Source organism: Chromobacterium sp. CCUG 30098 (genome assembly GCF_059916605.1).
Map to the genome: position 1 here is coordinate 51,591 of NZ_JAUCGS010000008.1, position 15,909 is coordinate 67,499.

Below are 15,909 nucleotides of genomic sequence, written 5' to 3' on the forward strand. Positions count from 1 at the left end.
CACCGGGGCTCACTTAGTAAAATCAAGAGACAACGTCGTTGCGGCAGCGCAACTGTTGCCCCGGTGAAGCAATCCTGTTCTTGCTATCTTGAATTTCGTAATACATAATTCAAGTAACAAAACGCCACATGGAGCAGGACATGGAACTGTTTCACACCTCGCAGGAAGCCATCAGCCAGATCAATGCCCACGGTCGCTATGGCTCGTTCCTGTTCTTCTCCAGCCATATCTATGCAATGACCGCCGGCAGCGTCAAGGCTTACTCCATCGAACTGGACGAATCGGAATGCATCGGCGCCGGCGAACTGTTCTATCACGACGACGCCGCCAAGCTGGAAGGCCTGGTAGCAGAGCTGGCCACCCGCTACGGGATTGACGAAGACACCGCCGGGGCGCTGATCGATGAATCGAAATCCATCTACGACATCGAATCCAACGTAGAACCGGAAGACCTGGGCGACGCCTCTTGGGACATCCAGCACGCCACCGCCCGCGCCGCCGCCCTGCTCGGCTTCCGCGCGGTGCGCGTGTTCGACGAACAAGGCGCCAGCTACATGGTGGAGATGCTGGGCCGGGAGCAAGAACTGAAAGAGGTGGAAGCATGAAAGCCAGCAAATCCCAAGCGGCCAAACGCGCTGCCGATCAGGCCTTCGACGTCGATCTGGAGCATGTCCTTCATGGCGGCGCACGACCAGGGGCCGGCCGCAAGGCCTCGCAGAACCCGGCCAAGTCTGGAAGCATCCGCTTAACCCCGGAACGCTGGGATAAGCTGCGTGCGCTGGGTATGGACTGGCTAAGCAGCCAGATCGACGCGGCCACGTTGCCGGAAGGCGGACGAAAATGAAGGCTACATGGACGCCGGATGAAATAGCACTCCTCCGCAAGCACTACCGGCGTATGCCGGCTGAAAAGCTACAAGCGCTCTTGCAGCGCTCGGCGCCGGCCATCCGGGCGAAGGCGAATAGCCTTGGCCTGTCAGGGGACAGGCACCGCCCAGTCAGTCAGATCGAGTGGTCCGATGATGAACTGGCATTGCTGGGGAAGGTGTCCGATGCTGAGCTTGGCAAATTGAAGGGGGTAAGCCTGGACGTGGTGAGGAGAAAGCGAGTTAGCCTCAACATCCCGGCTACAGTGCCTGTGGTGTGGCATCAGTGGACTGACGAGGAAGCCGCGCAGTTGGGGACCATGCCCGATGCGAGTCTGGGCAAGAAACTAGGCCGATCTTTGGGGGCGGTTAGAGCCCAGCGTCTGCGGCTTGGCATCCCTGCGTTTGCTCCGCACACAAAGTGGACGCCAGAAATGGATGCCTTGCTCGGCAAAAGCAGCGACAAAACCGTGGCGCAGAAGTTGAGCGTGAGTCTTGACCTCGTCAGACAGCGGCGATCCCGTCTCGGGATTCCCGCACACCCCGAATCGCAGACAGCCATCCACTGGCCTGCATCCATTTTGGAGAGGCTCGGGTCTGTCAAAGATAGCGTGCTGGCAAGAGAGGCAGGCATTCCCGCTCGCACCATCACCCGCAAGCGAAAACAGTTGGGCATTCCGCGCTACCGCACATCGAAGAAACCTCGGCTAGCCCCGGCAAGCGCCAGACCAGAATGGCGCACCGTCATGGATTTGAGCCAGCCGGATTTCTATCGTGCCATATCCGCCCACCACCTGGCCGCCACCGGTCAGCCGCTAACATACGCGGCACTGTCCGAACTTTGCCTGTGGCCTGCCAGCCGCCTGCAAGAATGGCTTACTTCTGGCAGCAATCAACAGCCCATGGCGCTGCCGGTCCGGCATCATATCTGGCTGGCGGTGTGTAACGGCATTACTGCGCGCGATCCGAGTTGAGGATCACTTGGCAGGCACCGAGCCCCTTGGCTGCTTTGTCGGAGTCGCTAGCGATTGAGTACTGCTCAATCCCAAATCGCTCAAGAGCCTCTGCAAGTTTTGCTCGCTGCGCTCCAGAAAATTCGGCGGCTGCTTCTCCATCACGCTGGCCGGCGCCGGCGGAAGCTTCGGGCAGATTTCCGGCACCGGCAGCGCGCTGGTCGCGCAGCCGGAGAGCAGCACGCAGACGAGCAACAGCCCCCTGCTGTTCAATTTTCCCATGCTCCAACTCCTTCTGATAGGCGGCAGCTGCCGCGTTGTCACTGCGAGCGGTTGCCTGTTCCTGTGCCCTGGCCGCCTTCTCGCCGGCCGCAACCCGCTCCGCCGCCTCGGCGCGCTGGCCCGCGGCGTCACGCTCGGCCAGCGCCGACCGGTAATGCCAGCCGGCGGCGGCCAACGCCCCCACCAGCGCCAGCACAGCCAGCAGTTTCAATTGCGCAAACATAGCTCCCTTTCCGCGGCTCGCCGCTTGACCAGGCCCGGCAGTTGCACGCCCTTCGCGTAGCTCCAGCGCGGCAGCTCATTGCACGCGCCGCGCCAGTCGCCGGCGTTCAACTTGCGCAGCATGCTGGAGCGCGAGAACGCCGTTTCGCCGACGTTGTAGACGAACGAGCCCAGCGCCGCCTTGCGCGTGTCCGGCAGCGGCACCTTGACCAGTCGGTCAACCGCGGCCATCGATTTGCCCAACTCCCCCGCCAGCAACTCCTTGCACTCCTCCACCGTCCGCGTCTGCCCCAGCTTTACCCCGGCCGTGCTGCCGTAGCAGATCGTCGGGATGCCCACCGGGTCGAGGTACGCTTTGGTCCTCAGCCCTTCGAACTGCGACACGATGGCCACGCCCAGCGCCAGCGCACCGCTCACGATGAATTTCGCCTTGCTCATTTCCCCGTCCTCCATTCCTTGATCACCGCCACGTAGCGCCGCGCCGCCGCGACGACCTTCGGCCCCGACGTGAAAAACAGCATCAACAGGTAGGCGATGGTCAGGATGCTGACCCAGTCCGCCACGCTGATGCCGTACAAGCTGACCGCGCTAATCGTCACCGGCGGCGCAGCCTTGACCGCTTCTGATGCGAACTCCCCCGCTTTGCCCATGTCCCGCATTTCCCCTCCCAGAAATAAAAAATGGGCCGTAGGCCCAGGTGGTGTATCTATTCGTTTACGTGCATTAGGCCGGCGGCGCCGGCCATGCGATTGAGGCTGGGTAGCCTTGTTGTTGAGAAATTCTGGCGAGTTCCACGCAGTAGCGCTTCCACGCAGTTAGCAAGCGTTGCTCCTGCGCTGTCGCAAGGCCTAGTTCCTGCGCGTCATCCAAAGGCCGGCGCTGGATATAGGCCGCTGCCAATCGCTGCTGCATTTCATGCTGCGCCTGCACATCTAGTGCCGCGCGCTGAGCATCCTCATCCACTTGCCAGGTGTTTTTGTCCCACACGGCAAATGGTGGAGGCTCCAGCTCAGTAGCCTGCATGCCGTCTGGAGTGTCACCAATTTGTGCCTCCACCGGTAATCCGCTGGACTTACTCCACAATTTGAGCGCACGAAAATCCGCCATCAATTGCCAGCCTCCTTCGCGATAGATGGCAACTTGCATATCTCCTACTTGAGGCGGTTCTTGATCGGTGGCGTGAGCCGGAATCAACCAGGTCTCTATAACATCAAGCGGCGAGAGATCGGCCATCGTAGTTCCCAGATATTCACCAGATTCTGGGTGATAGACATATACGATTTTTCCCATTTCATATCTCAAGTCTTGATGCAGGCCAGCATCGCAATATTCCGCGGCCTAGTTTCTGCATTTTGATCGTTCGGCAAGTTCTGATAGCCAACATTGGCTGTCGCAGCCTGCCCCAGGATGATTGGATAATTACTCCCACTTGTAGGATTTGGCCCAACGAAGTAATTCGTCCAGACATCGCGAAGCTTCACGATATCTGTTTGCGCGCTGCCAAACGCCCGACCAACGTCAACAGGACGACCATCACACCAACCGCGGATAAACTCACCTCGCAAATCAGGTAAATTAAAGGTCGTAGAGCCATCCCCTCCGCCATATGTAGTGCCAATTGCAGCGAATAATGCGGAGTATGTCGCCCTAGAAACCGCGGCGCCATTGGCTTTTAACCATCCCGATGGAGCAGAGGAAAACGCAAAGTACGCTACCTGTCCAGCCGGTGACGCTTGCGCAACACTCTGCGTACTAGCCTTGCCCACTGTCAGACTCTTAATGTCTTTCCCAACCTCCGTGAAACCATCAAAAACCCTAGAGGCAAGCGTCATTACGCTTTACTCGCGTTGTACACTGCCACGAAATTGGTCTCGGGGTCCCCGATGCCAATGTTGGCGCAGGCCTGGGCCTTTTGGGATGTAGTTAAAGTCTGAGCATCGGCATAGCTAACTCGATTATTGACGGCAGTCAGCAGGCCAGCGATGGCGCTGTCGTCCGCCCCGAGCTTCTGCTCGATCTCCAGCAGCGTGTCGTAAGCGGAACTGGCGCCGCCCAGGATCTGGGACTTGAGGTCGGCCAGCAGTTGGACGACCTTGGCCGACGAATAGGCTTTGCCAGCGCTCGCCGCCGTGTCGTCGATCACCGCGCCGCCGCCGGCCAGTGCCTGGAGTTCGTTGATAGCGCCGACCAGGCTGGATTTCTGAGTAGTGTTCAACGCGGCAAGGCTGCCTTGCGCCGCGGTCAGGGCTTTGATGTCGGCGCTGATGGCCTGCACCAACTCTGCAATTCGGGTCTGCAAGCTCATGTTCTTCTCCTCAAAGTTTCGCTATCTGGTAAAGCAGGGCTATGTCCAGGTCGAAGTCATCGACCACATTTTTACCCCTCGGCCCAACAGGCCCGGGCACGCCTTCAATCACGTGCAGTTCCGGCGTTTGCTCAACAACCACCGCCACCGCGGACGTTTCCACCACCACCGCCAGCGGGTCGTTATCCATCACCCGGCTCCTTCACCGTGAAGCGTCCGGCGATAACCGTCTGCACCGCGCCATCCGGCCACGTCAGTCCCAGCGCGCAAATCATCGGGCCAGAGGGCCAGCGCGCGGTGTCCGCTGGCAGAGCGGTAATCCAGATGCCCCCCGTTTCCAGTATCAGCGCCGGGGCCTGCGACAGCACGAGCAGCGTCTGGCCGCCCGGTTGCCGAAACGTCGCCCGCGCGCTCACGCCGGCCAGGTCCAGCGGCGCGCCGAACTGCAACACTGCGCCTCCGGTGTATCGCGGCCAGCCGGCGCCGGACACGTTGATCACCTCCAACGTGTTCGCATCAATCGCCACGACTTGATGGAAGTCATCCACCGCCGGCGGCCGGTTGCGTGCGGTCAGCCCGGGTAGAGCGACGCCGGTCACCGCGGCGCGCCAGGCGGGCGGCAGGCCATGTGCCGGCACGCTCAGCCGGACGGCCGCACCGCTTGAGTCAATTGCCGCCACCGGCCGCGCCGACAGCTGGCCGGACTCCAGCCGGACATGCCGACGCCAGGTGTCACCCTTGAAATGATCCATTCGAACTCCATGAAAAAACCCGCCGGCGGCGGGTCAGGCAAAGCAGATTGGCGCATCGTCAAAAACAAGCTGCCTGGTCACCGGGTGGACGGCGACGTGCGTTGCAGCCAAGGGCCATAAGGCGCCGGCGCCGGCGACCAGATCAACGACTCCATACCGAATTTCATCCCCCAGGCCGGTGGTCCGCGAAACCTTGACCAGACCATCGCCCACCATCGCAAACTGCGGTTCATCGCTCCAGATGAAGCCTGGCGCCTGCAGCAAGCCGGCCTGGATCTGCTGCAGGTCCGTGACCTGATAACCGGCCTCCACACTTCCTTCGGTCACCATCCGGTACTGCCCCAGCTTCGCCGGGCCGATGCGCCACTCCAGCAGGCCAGTGAATCGTTTCTTTTCCGTTCCCGGGATATCGCCAACCGATGACGAGAGCAGCACCGACTCGCAGAGCGCGGGAGCGACGCCAGTGCCTGAGGGATATCCAGCAAGATCAACACGCCGCTCAGTTGCAAACCCAACCTGCGCGCCGGTCCCGCCATGCTCAACAATGCTGAGGCTCGCCCCGTCCGGCGTGATCTGGAGCGTCACCGCATACACCGAACCTTTCACAAACGACAGCGCGGCGGCATGGCCGCTGGGCGACGCCGCAGTGAGGCTCCATTTCCATCCGGTGTTCGGCTTGAAGGCATCCGCCACCTGCCCCCAGTTCAGCGGAAACGATTTCGAGCCTGGCCGGTTCAGGCATTGCAGCGTGAGGCCGCTCGCGGATATCTCCACCGTCCAGATGTCGGCAACACCGAATGCAACGAGCCAGTCGCAGTTGTTAATCAAGCGGCCGTACAGATAGCAGCCGTCAAAAAACTTGTGCCGCTGGTAGATCGCATACGGCAGCCAGCTGTAGCCCGTGACTGGGTCGTATTGCTCCTGCCCCTCCCAGCCCGGCACCTGCAGCTTTGTCGAAATCCCCAGCACGCTGTACGGCACAACTCGGCCATTCGGCAGCGTCAGCCCCTGTTTGACGAGTCCGTGGAATGGATGGCCGGCCGCGGTCGGCCGCGCCATCGGTAGCGGCGAACGGGTATCCAGCTTCATGGCGCGGCGTACTCCATCACCACGGCCTTGCCGTTAGCGTCTGTCAGCGTGACCTGCTTGATGGGCTGGACCTTAATTACGAACAGCCCGTCGCTCGTCGTCATGCTCGTCTCGGCGTGGTACTGCCGCAGGCTCGCGTCCTTCTCCACCAGCGGCCCGGCGATGGCGCCGGTAGAAGCCGCCGGCCCACTGACCGTGCTGCGGCCGGCGCCGGTCTTCGCCGGCAGTGCGCCCGGCGCGGGCAGCTTCGGCAAAGCGGCCTTGGCCTGGCCCGCGCGCCGCGTCTGCTCCAGCGTCTGCGCCAGCATCTTGGCGTCGGATTGCTTCATGTCTGGATGACCTCCCCGAGCGTCAAACTCACATTCGACCACGCGCCGTTGCTGCCGGCGTGGTCCCAGCGCACCCAGATTTCAAGCGCGTTCTCCGCGCCTCCCTGGAGCGGCGCCGGCAATTCCAGCGCGCCGCCGGGCGGCGCCGTTTCCAGTGCCGCTTCGGTCCTGGCCAACCGGATCGACTCAATCGGCTCCCCGCTGCCGGCGCTGAGCGGCGCCAGCTGCAACGGAGGTGATCCCGGGTTGAACGTGCCGGGGTCTGGCGAGCCCAGCCAGAACCGCGCAGCCAGGCGCTGACCATCCGCCGCCATTCTCAGAGGCAGACCGGCCAGCTTCACGGTCAGCGCCGCGTCGCTGTAAAACCCCAATGTGACGGCCATTTCTACCCTCGCTTCAATGTAATGATGTCCGCCGGCACGCCGACCCGATACGACACCGTCGCCGGCGCGGTTAGCGGGTCTCGCGTGCTGGCCGGGATCTCCGGAACGGTGATGCGGAACTCGGACGCTCGCGTCGCATCCTCCGTTGACGGCTTGTCCGAGAAGCCCAGGAAGCCGTCATGGGTTGCCGTCGATGTGTTGCTGACGTCGAGCGTCGTCTGCCCGCTGCCGGTGGTACTCATTGGCGGCTGCGGGATCTCTGGCTTTTTCGGCGCCGGCAGAGGATCAACCGGCACCGTCCCCACGGCCAGCGCGCCGAACAGCACCATGGTGATTTCGTCGACCGCGCGGCCGCTGCCGGTGTCGAGCGTTGTCACCACACGCTGGACTTTGCCGACGGCGTCGACTTGCGGATGCTCGACGGCCACCGTGTGGCATACGTCCAACTCCGAGTGCGCCGGCACTTGAAACGACAAGGTCGCATTGCGGTGACTCGCGGCGATCTGCGCCGCAGCCTCGGCAAGAAGGCATTGCAGCGCGACGTTGACCTGCGCGCGGCCCTGGCCGGGCAACCAATCCAGATCGGGCATTGGCCCGTCAAACGTGGCTTCGCCTTTCTCCCAGCCGCTGGTATCGACCTCGACCGCCAGCTGCCCGCTGTTGCCTTCCTTCTTGCGGGTGCCGTAGGCGGCCACCGAGTCCGGCGCCACCGCGACCACTTTGATTTCTTCCGTGATCTGCTGAGCACCGCGCCACTTGAGCGCGACCTCGGCCCGGCCGCAGTACGGGTCCGCGTCCGGGGTGGTGGTAAAAGGGTTTTTCCAAAAATACAGCACGCCGTTTTCGGTAAAGTACTGCTGGGGCGGACTGGGCAGATAGGTCGTGTTCACCACCGTCCAGCCCGTGCCGCTGGCGGCGCCGGCGACAGCTGATTTCTCCGGATAGCGGAATTTGCCGAGAAAGAAGTCTGCCAGCCGCTGGCTGTTCTCCCAAGTGAAACGGTGCCGGCACTCGTTCAGCCGCGGGAAGCGGAATTCGAACTTCGCCTCCACGGTGTTGAACAGCTCCGCCAGCCGGTTCGTTTTCAGTTGCAAGGACTGATCGAGGATCACCCCGGCGTCGAAGCGGAATGCCGGCGGCCCGGCGCGCCATGGCGTCACCCGCGGGTTTCCGTACACGTCCAGATCGAACGAGGCCTGCACCGTCGACAGCCTGTCCTCCGCGTAGCGCAGCGAATCCGCGTCTGGGCTGAAGACCAGGTCGGACCAGTGACCGCCCAGCAGCGACGCCAGGTCCGCCCGCGTCTTGCGCGCCAGCAGATCGCGGCGGCCGTCGGTGGCGTGCAGCGTCAGCACGCCGGTCGCGCTGCTAAGCTCCGGCATTTCGATGCGCCCCGTGAATCGCCGATACCACGCGCCGCCGGGCTCGCATTGCAGGTCCACCGTGAGCCGCTTACCGCTGACGCTGGCCAGCGTGTAGGGCGCTCCGGGCAGCAGCTGGATTTCGCAGATCCGCGCCAGCCCTTCCTCCGCCTCAATCCGAACGGATCCGGTCAGCCAGGCGCTGACGTCCTGCTGCTCCAGCACCGCGCGCACATCCCATTGCCCGGCGTGCCGCGGACTGCCCAGCGCCACCAGGTGCAGCGGCAACGACAGCGCCACCGCACCCTTTGACAGCGCCAGCGGCAGGCTCACAACGCCACGCTCGCCCGGGCTCTTGCTCGGGCCAGGCAGCGCCGCCAGCGGCGCGCTGGCAATGGGAGTCAGAATCATGGGAGTCTCAGCTCATTCAAAACGTATGCCGCCGGCGGCGTGCTGGTATCGCCCCACATCGAGGGCACGTGCATCGCCAGATCCAAATACCACGCCCGGGTCTGGCCCGGCCCAATCTGCGGCGGCACGACCGCAGAGCCGTCTTTGTTTTTGATCGTGCCGTCGTTCTGCAGGGTGAACACGTTCCCGCTGTTGTTTGCGACAACGAAGGAACAGCGTGGCCAGGCCAGGGCTTTTGTATTTGGCGCATAGACAAAGCACTCGGTGCCGGCCGGCAGCCCGCTCAGATCGAACAGCACCGCCGGCGCCGTCGGCATCGCTTCAGCTTCAAACGCTTGGGTCGGCCGCTTGAACAGCGCGCTCAGCGACGCCGCGGACTGGGTGACGAAGGCCTGGCAGGCCACGCCATCCCAGTTGTGTTGCTGCTGCTGCATCTCTCCGCCGACGCGCACCGGCTCGGCGGCACGGCTGATAAAGAACTCCTGGAAGTCCAGGTGCATCAGCTCGGCCTTGCTGCCGTCGTTTGCACGAAAACACACCACCGTCCGCCGGTTGCGCTTATCCGCCGGCTGCATCGTGATGCCGAACGCGCGCAACATCAGCATTTCAGGGTTCGCCATTTGCGTGGGCGACAGCCCCGTGGGCAAGTCCGCTTTGAGGTCGTTCCAGTAAATGTCCATCACACCTCCTCGCAGTTGAGCGTCCACTGAAAATTGCCGGCGGCCAGGTCGCCGGTTTCCGTCAGCTCGGCGAACACGGTCAGCACCGGCCAGTAGCTGACCTGATAGCCAACCGCGCCGGCGACGGGCGTCAGATTGGCCACCGAGCCGGACACCTCCGCCACGACTTCCACCGTCTCGCCGCCGGCCAGCACCGCGACACCGTAAACGCCCATGTCCTGGCGGAACGCCGGCAGCGCGATGCTGGCGGCCGGGCTGGCGGTGGCGCGCGGCGCGGCGCACCACAGCTCCAGCGGCTGGGACAGGTCCAGCGCGGACAGGCCGGCCGGCAGCCAGCCACCGCCCTGGAGCGAGGTTTTCAGCCGGGTCCAGCGCGTTTGCCGGAAGCCCGCGCCGATGGCCGAGCGCAGCGTGACCCGCGCCGCCAGTTGCTCATAGTTCTGGGTGAAATCCAGATGCGACAGCAACGGGCAGACCAGCCCGCCGATCTGGAACATGGGTGCGCTCATACCGCCTCACGATTTGAGTTGCAGCCGGCGGACGCCGGCCATAAAGTCGCTGGCCTCGCCGGGGTCAGCCGATACCGCCAATTGCTGGCCACCCAGCGACAGCATCAATGTGCCCAGCGCCTTGGCCGCCGGCTGCGCCAGCCCGCCGACATCCGGCAGACTGATGCGGTCGGCGAACGTCGGCAGCGCGGCACCGACCAGCCCGCCGTTGGCATAGCCGCGCCAGTCCTGCAGCGCGCCCATCCCGCGGCGGTGGAAGTCCCACATGAAAGCCAGAGCGCCGGGCTCGCGCATCCGATCCTGCGTTTGCACGAACTCACCGGCGTGGACGATGCCGGATGGTTTGTACTTATCGCCGGGACCGGTCCAGCCGCCGCCGGAGAAGCCGGGAGGCTTCTCGGGTAGGCCGACATCTTTGCGGGCGTCGGTCAGATACTTGCCGTCCTGGCCGACATACTGCACCGGGATCTTGATCGGCTTCGCGTCGGCAGCCGCTTGAAAGCGCGCGATCAGGTTGTCCAGATCAAGATTGCCTTTCTCCGTGTCGAACCCTACCTGCAAGCGCTTCACCGAGTCCGCGGCCTTCTTCAGCTCCTCGATTTTCTGCATCGCCTGCTGCAGCTGGTCGGTGGCCTGGCCTTCGGCCTTGGCATCGAAGCCGTCCTGCGCTTTGCCGGCCTGGTCGTTGAAGAAGTTGAACTCCCCCTCCGTGATCTTGCCGGCCTCGCGCAGCTTGTTGATGGTGTCCATCAGGCTTTCGAATGCCTTCTCCGTCGCCGTGGCGTCGCGCGCGGCTTGCCGAAGGTCGGCATCCTTCCCCGTTTTGGCCGCCTTGGCTTGGCTCTCCTGCGCCTTCCGCCCAAGGGTGTTCGCTTTCGACAAACCTTCGTAGTAGTCGGTGACGCCCATGGTCGCCGGGTCTTTGGCCTTCTTCGCCGGGTCAACGGCTTTGTTGCCATACCAGGCCTCTTGATGCTTTTTGCGGGCCTCGGTCGCCGTCTTGAGCGCATCGTTGGCTTTGTCGTAGAGCTTCTGCTCCTTCGCCAGTTTCTCGGCCAAGCCCGCCAGCGCACCGTTGCGCACCGCGTCGACGTTCTTGCCGAAGCGCTCCTCCTCCTTCACGCGGTTTTCGGTGTAGCCCTTGTAGTCGGACAGGGCCTTGCTGTATGCCGCGGCCTCGCGCGCCAGCCTCCTGGCCTCGGCGTCTTGGGTGGCGTCGCCGCCGCCGCGCTCCACCGACTCGGCTCGCTGCTGGAGCAGCAGCTGTTTGGTTTTGAGCGCACGCTTGAGCGAGTCCTCATACTCCGCCAACTGCGCACGGCCAAACCCATTCAGAACATCCGCGCCAACGACCGGGACATCAACCGTCTCGAACTCCTTGAGGCCCTGGTACTGCTTCAGAATTTCGCGGCTCAATTCGAGCGCGCGCTCCTGCTGACCATTCCAGATTTCGAATTGATCGATTGCAACCTTTACCCCCGCCGCCGCGGCAAGGCCAAGTGCAGCAAACCCCGCCACGGCAGCAAGAGGGATTGCGCCAATCGCGGACTTGAGAAGAGCGATTTCACCTATCGCCTTGGCAATACCGGACGAATCGACCGCCATCCCAATCGCGATCTTGGTCGATCCAATCGCTCGCAGCGTATTCAGCGCCGCGGACAGCGCGCCCACCCATTGCACGACCTGAACCAGCACTTTCATGCCAATGAAGCTGCCAACCAACAACTTGATTGCATCAGCGTACTCACGCACGAAACCTACCGTCACGCGGATGGCCGCCCCCAGCGCATTGATGATGGAGGCTAAACTCCGCCCCATCTCAGCGGCCGTGCCGTCTGCCATCGATTGAGCGATGGCGTCCATCAATGCCTTGACCTGGGACTTGGCCGCCTCAAGCGGGCCGCTATTACCGATGTCGGCCAGATACTGGTCCCAAATATCTTGCAGTTGGGAAACCATGCCTTGCCAAGTATTAACCTGCGATGACGCCGCCCCTTTGGACTCCTCCTCCATTACTTGGATCAACTGGCGGATCACGTCACGCCCCAGCAAGCCTTTGCTCCCCAATTCCTGCAGTTCGGCCGCGGTCTTGTTTAGCTTCTTGCCGAGCAGATCCCACACGGGAACGCCGGCATCAACAAACTGCAAGACCTCTTCACCCTGCAGCTTTTGTTTGCTCCAGGCCTGGCCCAGCGCCAGCGCAATCCGAGTCAGCGTTTCCTGGCTTCCTCCCAGCTTTGCCGACTGGTCGGTAATCGCCTGGAGTGAGCCGGCCATCGGGTCGAGGCCGAAGTTCTTCAACTGGGTGTAGGTCTGAGTCAAACCTTGCACGCCGAACGGTGTGTCCAGCGCCAACTGCTTCAATTGCTTGAAGGTGTGAGCGCCAAGAACGGATGATTTCTCTACGTTGTTGAGTTGGACTTGCAGCGTTTCAAAAGCCCCTGTCTTACTCAGGACGCTCATGGTTGCCTGGACTGCGCCAGTCAGCGAACCCAGCGCGGCAACGGTGCCGATGATCTCGCCTCGGACGCCAGACAGGAAGCCGGTGCCGGCCGGCGCCGCCAACTCGCCGCGCACTTCACGAATCTTCGCTTGGAAAGCCTGGCCCGCCGCGATCTGCTCGCTGTAGTTGAGCTGGCCGCTGTTGATCAGCCGGTTGTAAGCGGCCTGCGCCAGCTGCAGACTGCGGCCGGCGTCGTCATCGCCGAGCCCAAGGATTTCCTTTGCGCGGTTCATCTTCTGCCGCGGGACCAGCCGGGCGCGGGCTGAATCAATTTTGGCGCTCATTTCCGCCTGCGCCGCCGCGAGATTCCATGTGTCGACGCCAGCGGCCTTCAACTCTTTGCGCAGCCCCTGGACAGAGTCGATCTGCTTCCTCATAGACTTCTCGGCCCGGTCCAGCGCCTTGTCCGTCGTTGCCAAGGCCTTTTCAAGATCCTTGGTCGGCCCGGTCGCCATGGAGATGGCCTTCTGGTAGGCCTCGCTCTCCTTCTTCAGCTTGGAAAACTCGGAGGTCGCCTTCTTTGCGCTTTCCTGGGCCTTGCCGAGCAACTCCATCTTGGCCGCGGTAGCCGACATGCCCTGCAGCGCGCTGCCGAATTTCTGCTCAGCGGCCACTACTTCTTTCAGAAACGGGGACGCATCGCCGGCCATCACCATCCTGATCAGCATGTCGTTATTTGCCATGGGCGGCCTCGGCTTCGTCTATCGCGTGTTGGAACTGGGAATGGGTGTAATGCCAGGCCTCGCTATGACCCAATCGGATCAGAGCAGAGACCAGCATGTCGAACTGTTTCAGGACCGCGTCGACGCGAGCAGATTTTCGAGGCGGGCCTGCATGCCGAAAAAATACGAATTGACCTCCCGGCAATCGGCCAGGACTTTCTCTAGTTGCGACGGCGGCAGCTCCGCCATCTCTTCCAGAGGCAAATTGGTCATGGCGGCCAACTCGGTCAGCGAGATGCCTGGAAGGAGCAGTGCGTCGACCTGATCGACAGGCGGACACTCAAACAACGCGCGGATCTCGGCGACCGTCAGCTCGCGGCAATGCACATCCCGTTCATTCGACAACGTGGTAATTTTGCTCTTTTTCATTGCGATCCTTTGGATTATTTAACTAACTAGAACATTGACAGGCATTGTCAGGAATTTGACTTTTACATATTGAGCACCAGCGACTAACGTTAATTTGCATGCAATTCGCATGAAAAGGAGATTGACATGGTTACTCGCACTATTACCTTTATTAACAAGAGTACTGAGTCTCGTGCTTTTCTTTGCTATCAGGAAAATCCTGACAACCCTAAGACTGCAAAAACTCTGGCCTGGTTTGCTAAAGAGGCAAGGCCAAACACAACCGTTAACTTTGAGTGGGACGAAACCTACTCTTTCGTTTGGGCTGAAACAGGGAAATTAGCTCCTGGCATACGTTTTTTTGCAACAGAAAATGTCCCCGCCAACCCAACCGGAACCAATAAAATCAATTTCAACTATCAAAACAATGCTTTTGGTTTTGTGGATGCATCTCAAGATGGTGGGCGTGGCACTTTAAGCATTCATACAGAGGGAAGTATCCCTCCCAATCGGGCGTCTATTGGGGTCGGCATGAATGGCACGCCGGTATGTGCAGTTCAGGCCTTGCCAAACGACAATGTTTCTTTTATTTTTCACCCCAGATATTATGCAGCCTTTGGCTCCTTCACTAAAGGCGAAGTACTAGATGTGAACAAAATCAGCGACTCCGTTGAGTTGAGATTTGACCCCGGCGTCTATTCTCTAGTTGTGACACTTGACAAACAGTTCAATTGGCACGTAGAAGACGCGCTTTCCTTTAATGAAAAGCTGCTCTCTGGCGAAAGAAGTCTTGCCGACATTAGCCAATTATAATTTTGGAAAAATGGGCGCTCTGGCGTCCATTTTCTTGGAGTCATTTATAATGAATAACAGCCCAAAAATTTATAAACTCCTAGCCACCTTTTTCATTTGCATAGTAGCACTTTACCCAAGACTTGCTCACAGTGAAGATTTTGAAGCAGCATACTCGTATGTAAATGAAATGAAAGGAAATGAAGATTTTTATAGCATATGCTCTGAAATCAAAGAGGATGGCAGCTTCAAAAGATACTGCCATTTAAAAGAACATCCAAGATATGGTTTTTTAGTATGCTACGAAAATGCAGGCTGCAGCAAGGATATTGACAATGAAATTCAGGCACTCAGTGACCTGGTTGATATCGGAGCTGACACTATTGGGTTTTATGCCGAAACACTGGAAAACTTGCCATGCCCCAATGACAAAGGAAAATGTGACGGTTTCATCGTTGAAAATACAGACGGGGCATTGGTAAAAATTAGTGAAGCAATGATAGGCCTTAACGACTGCAAAAACGATGAGACTGTAAATAAATTTGTACAAGACAAATATACAAATAGCACAGGCTTCGGCGCAATTAGATCTTTGCCTCAAGAAGCAAGAACTCACATATCAGACTCATTAATCAAATCAAACGAAAAAATCATAAACGCCAATAACTACATTAAGGATTTCCAGGGGTTTGCCACAAAAGAATTTGGATTCCTAATTTCAGACCCTGAATTAATGAATGGCAAAGGCAAGCAAAGAGAGCTAGATTGTTTTAATAAAATCAATCAAGCTCTAGCTAAAGTCATCAAAACTAATTTGTAATTGTGAAACTGGCCGGAACACCGGCCAGTTTGAGCTTGCTTCAAGCTACCTGCGTCGCCATCACCACCTGGAAGTACATGGACTTGCCGCCGGTCTTGGTGCGATCAGCCAGCACGCCGCCCTTGAGCTTCAGCGTGGCGAAATCGTCTCCGATCAGCGCCAAGTCGTCGGCCGGGCTGGGCTTGAAGCGATGGATGGTGAGATTGACCTTGGCGCCGCTCTGCGCCTCGTTCAGGCCTTCGAAAATCAACTTGTATTCGGTGCCCAGCTGGGTCAACGCCTCGATGGTCGCTTCCTTGCTCGTCGCGTCAATCGTGACATCGCCCTGCAAGGCCAGCGCGATGTTGTCCGGAGACAGCTCGCGCAGGTCCATTTCGACATCAACCGAGCTGATGCGGACAACCTTGTTGGCCGTGCCGCCGCCTCCGCGGGTGTAGTCAGTCAGCTTCTTTTCGTCGGTACTGATTTTGAGGCTCAGCGCTGAGCAGTTGCCGACCTCGCGCGCAGTGGCCGCGCCCTTCTGCACTTTCACCACGCCGTTGCCGATGTAGCTGAATTCCTGAATCGCTGCCATTTCCGTCTC

Annotated in this window: 22 protein-coding genes; 5 read left to right on the top strand and 17 right to left on the bottom strand. The window is 60.3% G+C overall.

Features of this window, described 5'->3' with window-relative positions; translation table 11 throughout:
* The first annotated feature begins 140 nt into the window (after nucleotides 1-140).
* Genes QUG03_RS17310 through QUG03_RS17320 form a run of 3 tightly spaced genes read left to right on the top strand, consistent with a single transcriptional unit; the run spans nucleotide 141 to nucleotide 1,839 of the window.
* Nucleotides 141-605: an AcrIF11 family anti-CRISPR ADP-ribosyltransferase gene (locus tag QUG03_RS17310; RefSeq protein ID WP_500820494.1), complete on the top strand. Its 465-nt coding sequence runs from the start codon at nucleotides 141-143 to the stop codon at nucleotides 603-605.
* Nucleotides 602-844 carry a hypothetical protein gene (locus QUG03_RS17315; protein WP_500820495.1) on the top strand — a complete coding sequence of 81 codons (243 nt, stop codon included), beginning with the start codon at nucleotides 602-604 and terminating at the stop codon, nucleotides 842-844. The genes QUG03_RS17310 and QUG03_RS17315 overlap by 4 nt, the downstream gene beginning before the upstream one ends.
* Nucleotides 841-1,839 carry a hypothetical protein gene (locus QUG03_RS17320; RefSeq protein WP_500820496.1) on the top strand — a complete coding sequence of 333 codons (999 nt, stop codon included), beginning with the start codon at nucleotides 841-843 and terminating at the stop codon, nucleotides 1,837-1,839. Before QUG03_RS17315 ends, QUG03_RS17320 begins: the two co-directional genes overlap by 4 nt.
* Here QUG03_RS17320 and QUG03_RS17325 read toward each other — a convergent pair.
* The 16 genes from QUG03_RS17325 to QUG03_RS17400 form a co-directional block, all read right to left on the bottom strand.
* Complete coding sequence (locus tag QUG03_RS17325) at nucleotides 1,817-2,323, bottom strand: hypothetical protein (RefSeq protein WP_500820497.1); 507 nt, start codon at nucleotides 2,321-2,323, stop codon at nucleotides 1,817-1,819. The genes QUG03_RS17320 and QUG03_RS17325 overlap by 23 nt on opposite strands.
* Entirely contained in the window at nucleotides 2,308-2,760 is a 453-nt protein-coding gene (locus tag QUG03_RS17330; RefSeq protein WP_337883598.1) for a lysozyme, read from the bottom strand. Before QUG03_RS17330 ends, QUG03_RS17325 begins: the two co-directional genes overlap by 16 nt.
* Entirely contained in the window at nucleotides 2,757-2,981 is a 225-nt protein-coding gene (locus QUG03_RS17335; protein WP_157222068.1) for a hypothetical protein, read from the bottom strand. The genes QUG03_RS17330 and QUG03_RS17335 overlap by 4 nt, the downstream gene beginning before the upstream one ends.
* 64 nt (nucleotides 2,982-3,045) lie before the next feature.
* Nucleotides 3,046-3,612, bottom strand: a complete 567-nt coding sequence (locus QUG03_RS17340) for a tail fiber assembly protein (protein ID WP_500820498.1) — start codon at nucleotides 3,610-3,612, stop codon at nucleotides 3,046-3,048.
* Between the two features lie 8 nt (nucleotides 3,613-3,620).
* Nucleotides 3,621-4,154 (bottom strand): phage tail protein, encoded by a 534-nt coding sequence (locus QUG03_RS17345; RefSeq protein WP_500820499.1) that lies wholly within the window; start codon nucleotides 4,152-4,154, stop codon nucleotides 3,621-3,623.
* Nucleotides 4,154-4,627, bottom strand: coding sequence for a hypothetical protein (locus QUG03_RS17350; RefSeq protein WP_500820500.1), 474 nt, complete (start codon nucleotides 4,625-4,627; stop codon nucleotides 4,154-4,156). The genes QUG03_RS17345 and QUG03_RS17350 overlap by 1 nt, the downstream gene beginning before the upstream one ends.
* A 10-nt stretch (nucleotides 4,628-4,637) precedes the next feature.
* Nucleotides 4,638-4,817 carry a hypothetical protein gene (locus QUG03_RS17355; protein WP_500820501.1) on the bottom strand — a complete coding sequence of 60 codons (180 nt, stop codon included), beginning with the start codon at nucleotides 4,815-4,817 and terminating at the stop codon, nucleotides 4,638-4,640.
* The gene (locus tag QUG03_RS17360) at nucleotides 4,810-5,379 is read right to left on the bottom strand and encodes a hypothetical protein (RefSeq protein WP_500820502.1); all 570 of its coding nucleotides are present in this window, start codon (nucleotides 5,377-5,379) and stop codon (nucleotides 4,810-4,812) included. Before QUG03_RS17360 ends, QUG03_RS17355 begins: the two co-directional genes overlap by 8 nt.
* 33 nt (nucleotides 5,380-5,412) lie before the next feature.
* Nucleotides 5,413-6,468 carry a hypothetical protein gene (locus tag QUG03_RS17365; protein ID WP_500820503.1) on the bottom strand — a complete coding sequence of 352 codons (1,056 nt, stop codon included), beginning with the start codon at nucleotides 6,466-6,468 and terminating at the stop codon, nucleotides 5,413-5,415.
* Nucleotides 6,465-6,797 (bottom strand): hypothetical protein, encoded by a 333-nt coding sequence (locus QUG03_RS17370; protein WP_500820504.1) that lies wholly within the window; start codon nucleotides 6,795-6,797, stop codon nucleotides 6,465-6,467. Before QUG03_RS17370 ends, QUG03_RS17365 begins: the two co-directional genes overlap by 4 nt.
* A complete protein-coding gene (locus QUG03_RS17375; protein ID WP_019102689.1) occupies nucleotides 6,794-7,180 on the bottom strand; it encodes a hypothetical protein in 387 nt (128 codons plus the stop codon). Before QUG03_RS17375 ends, QUG03_RS17370 begins: the two co-directional genes overlap by 4 nt.
* 2 nt (nucleotides 7,181-7,182) lie before the next feature.
* On the bottom strand, nucleotides 7,183-8,952 hold the full coding sequence (locus QUG03_RS17380; protein WP_500820505.1) for a hypothetical protein: 1,770 nt from the start codon (nucleotides 8,950-8,952) through the stop codon (nucleotides 7,183-7,185).
* Nucleotides 8,949-9,632, bottom strand: coding sequence for a hypothetical protein (locus QUG03_RS17385; protein ID WP_500820506.1), 684 nt, complete (start codon nucleotides 9,630-9,632; stop codon nucleotides 8,949-8,951). Before QUG03_RS17385 ends, QUG03_RS17380 begins: the two co-directional genes overlap by 4 nt.
* On the bottom strand, nucleotides 9,632-10,141 hold the full coding sequence (locus tag QUG03_RS17390; RefSeq protein ID WP_500820507.1) for a hypothetical protein: 510 nt from the start codon (nucleotides 10,139-10,141) through the stop codon (nucleotides 9,632-9,634). The genes QUG03_RS17385 and QUG03_RS17390 overlap by 1 nt, the downstream gene beginning before the upstream one ends.
* Before the next feature lie 6 nt (nucleotides 10,142-10,147).
* The gene (locus QUG03_RS17395; RefSeq protein WP_500820508.1) at nucleotides 10,148-13,327 is read right to left on the bottom strand and encodes a tape measure protein; all 3,180 of its coding nucleotides are present in this window, start codon (nucleotides 13,325-13,327) and stop codon (nucleotides 10,148-10,150) included.
* Nucleotides 13,328-13,435: 108 nt separating this feature from the next.
* Nucleotides 13,436-13,735, bottom strand: coding sequence for a hypothetical protein (locus QUG03_RS17400; RefSeq protein ID WP_500820509.1), 300 nt, complete (start codon nucleotides 13,733-13,735; stop codon nucleotides 13,436-13,438).
* Nucleotides 13,736-13,861: 126 nt separating this feature from the next.
* On the opposite strand from QUG03_RS17400, the gene QUG03_RS17405 reads away from it, so the two are divergent.
* Together QUG03_RS17405 and QUG03_RS17410 are read left to right on the top strand one after the other, a co-directional pair.
* Nucleotides 13,862-14,527, top strand: coding sequence for a RhiA family protein (locus QUG03_RS17405; RefSeq protein ID WP_500820510.1), 666 nt, complete (start codon nucleotides 13,862-13,864; stop codon nucleotides 14,525-14,527).
* Nucleotides 14,528-14,576: 49 nt separating this feature from the next.
* Nucleotides 14,577-15,326 (top strand): hypothetical protein, encoded by a 750-nt coding sequence (locus QUG03_RS17410; RefSeq protein ID WP_500820511.1) that lies wholly within the window; start codon nucleotides 14,577-14,579, stop codon nucleotides 15,324-15,326.
* 40 nt (nucleotides 15,327-15,366) lie between these two features.
* Here QUG03_RS17410 and QUG03_RS17415 read toward each other — a convergent pair whose 3' ends face one another.
* Nucleotides 15,367-15,900 (bottom strand): phage tail tube protein, encoded by a 534-nt coding sequence (locus tag QUG03_RS17415; protein ID WP_500820512.1) that lies wholly within the window; start codon nucleotides 15,898-15,900, stop codon nucleotides 15,367-15,369.
* Between the last annotated feature and the right edge of the window lie 9 nt (nucleotides 15,901-15,909).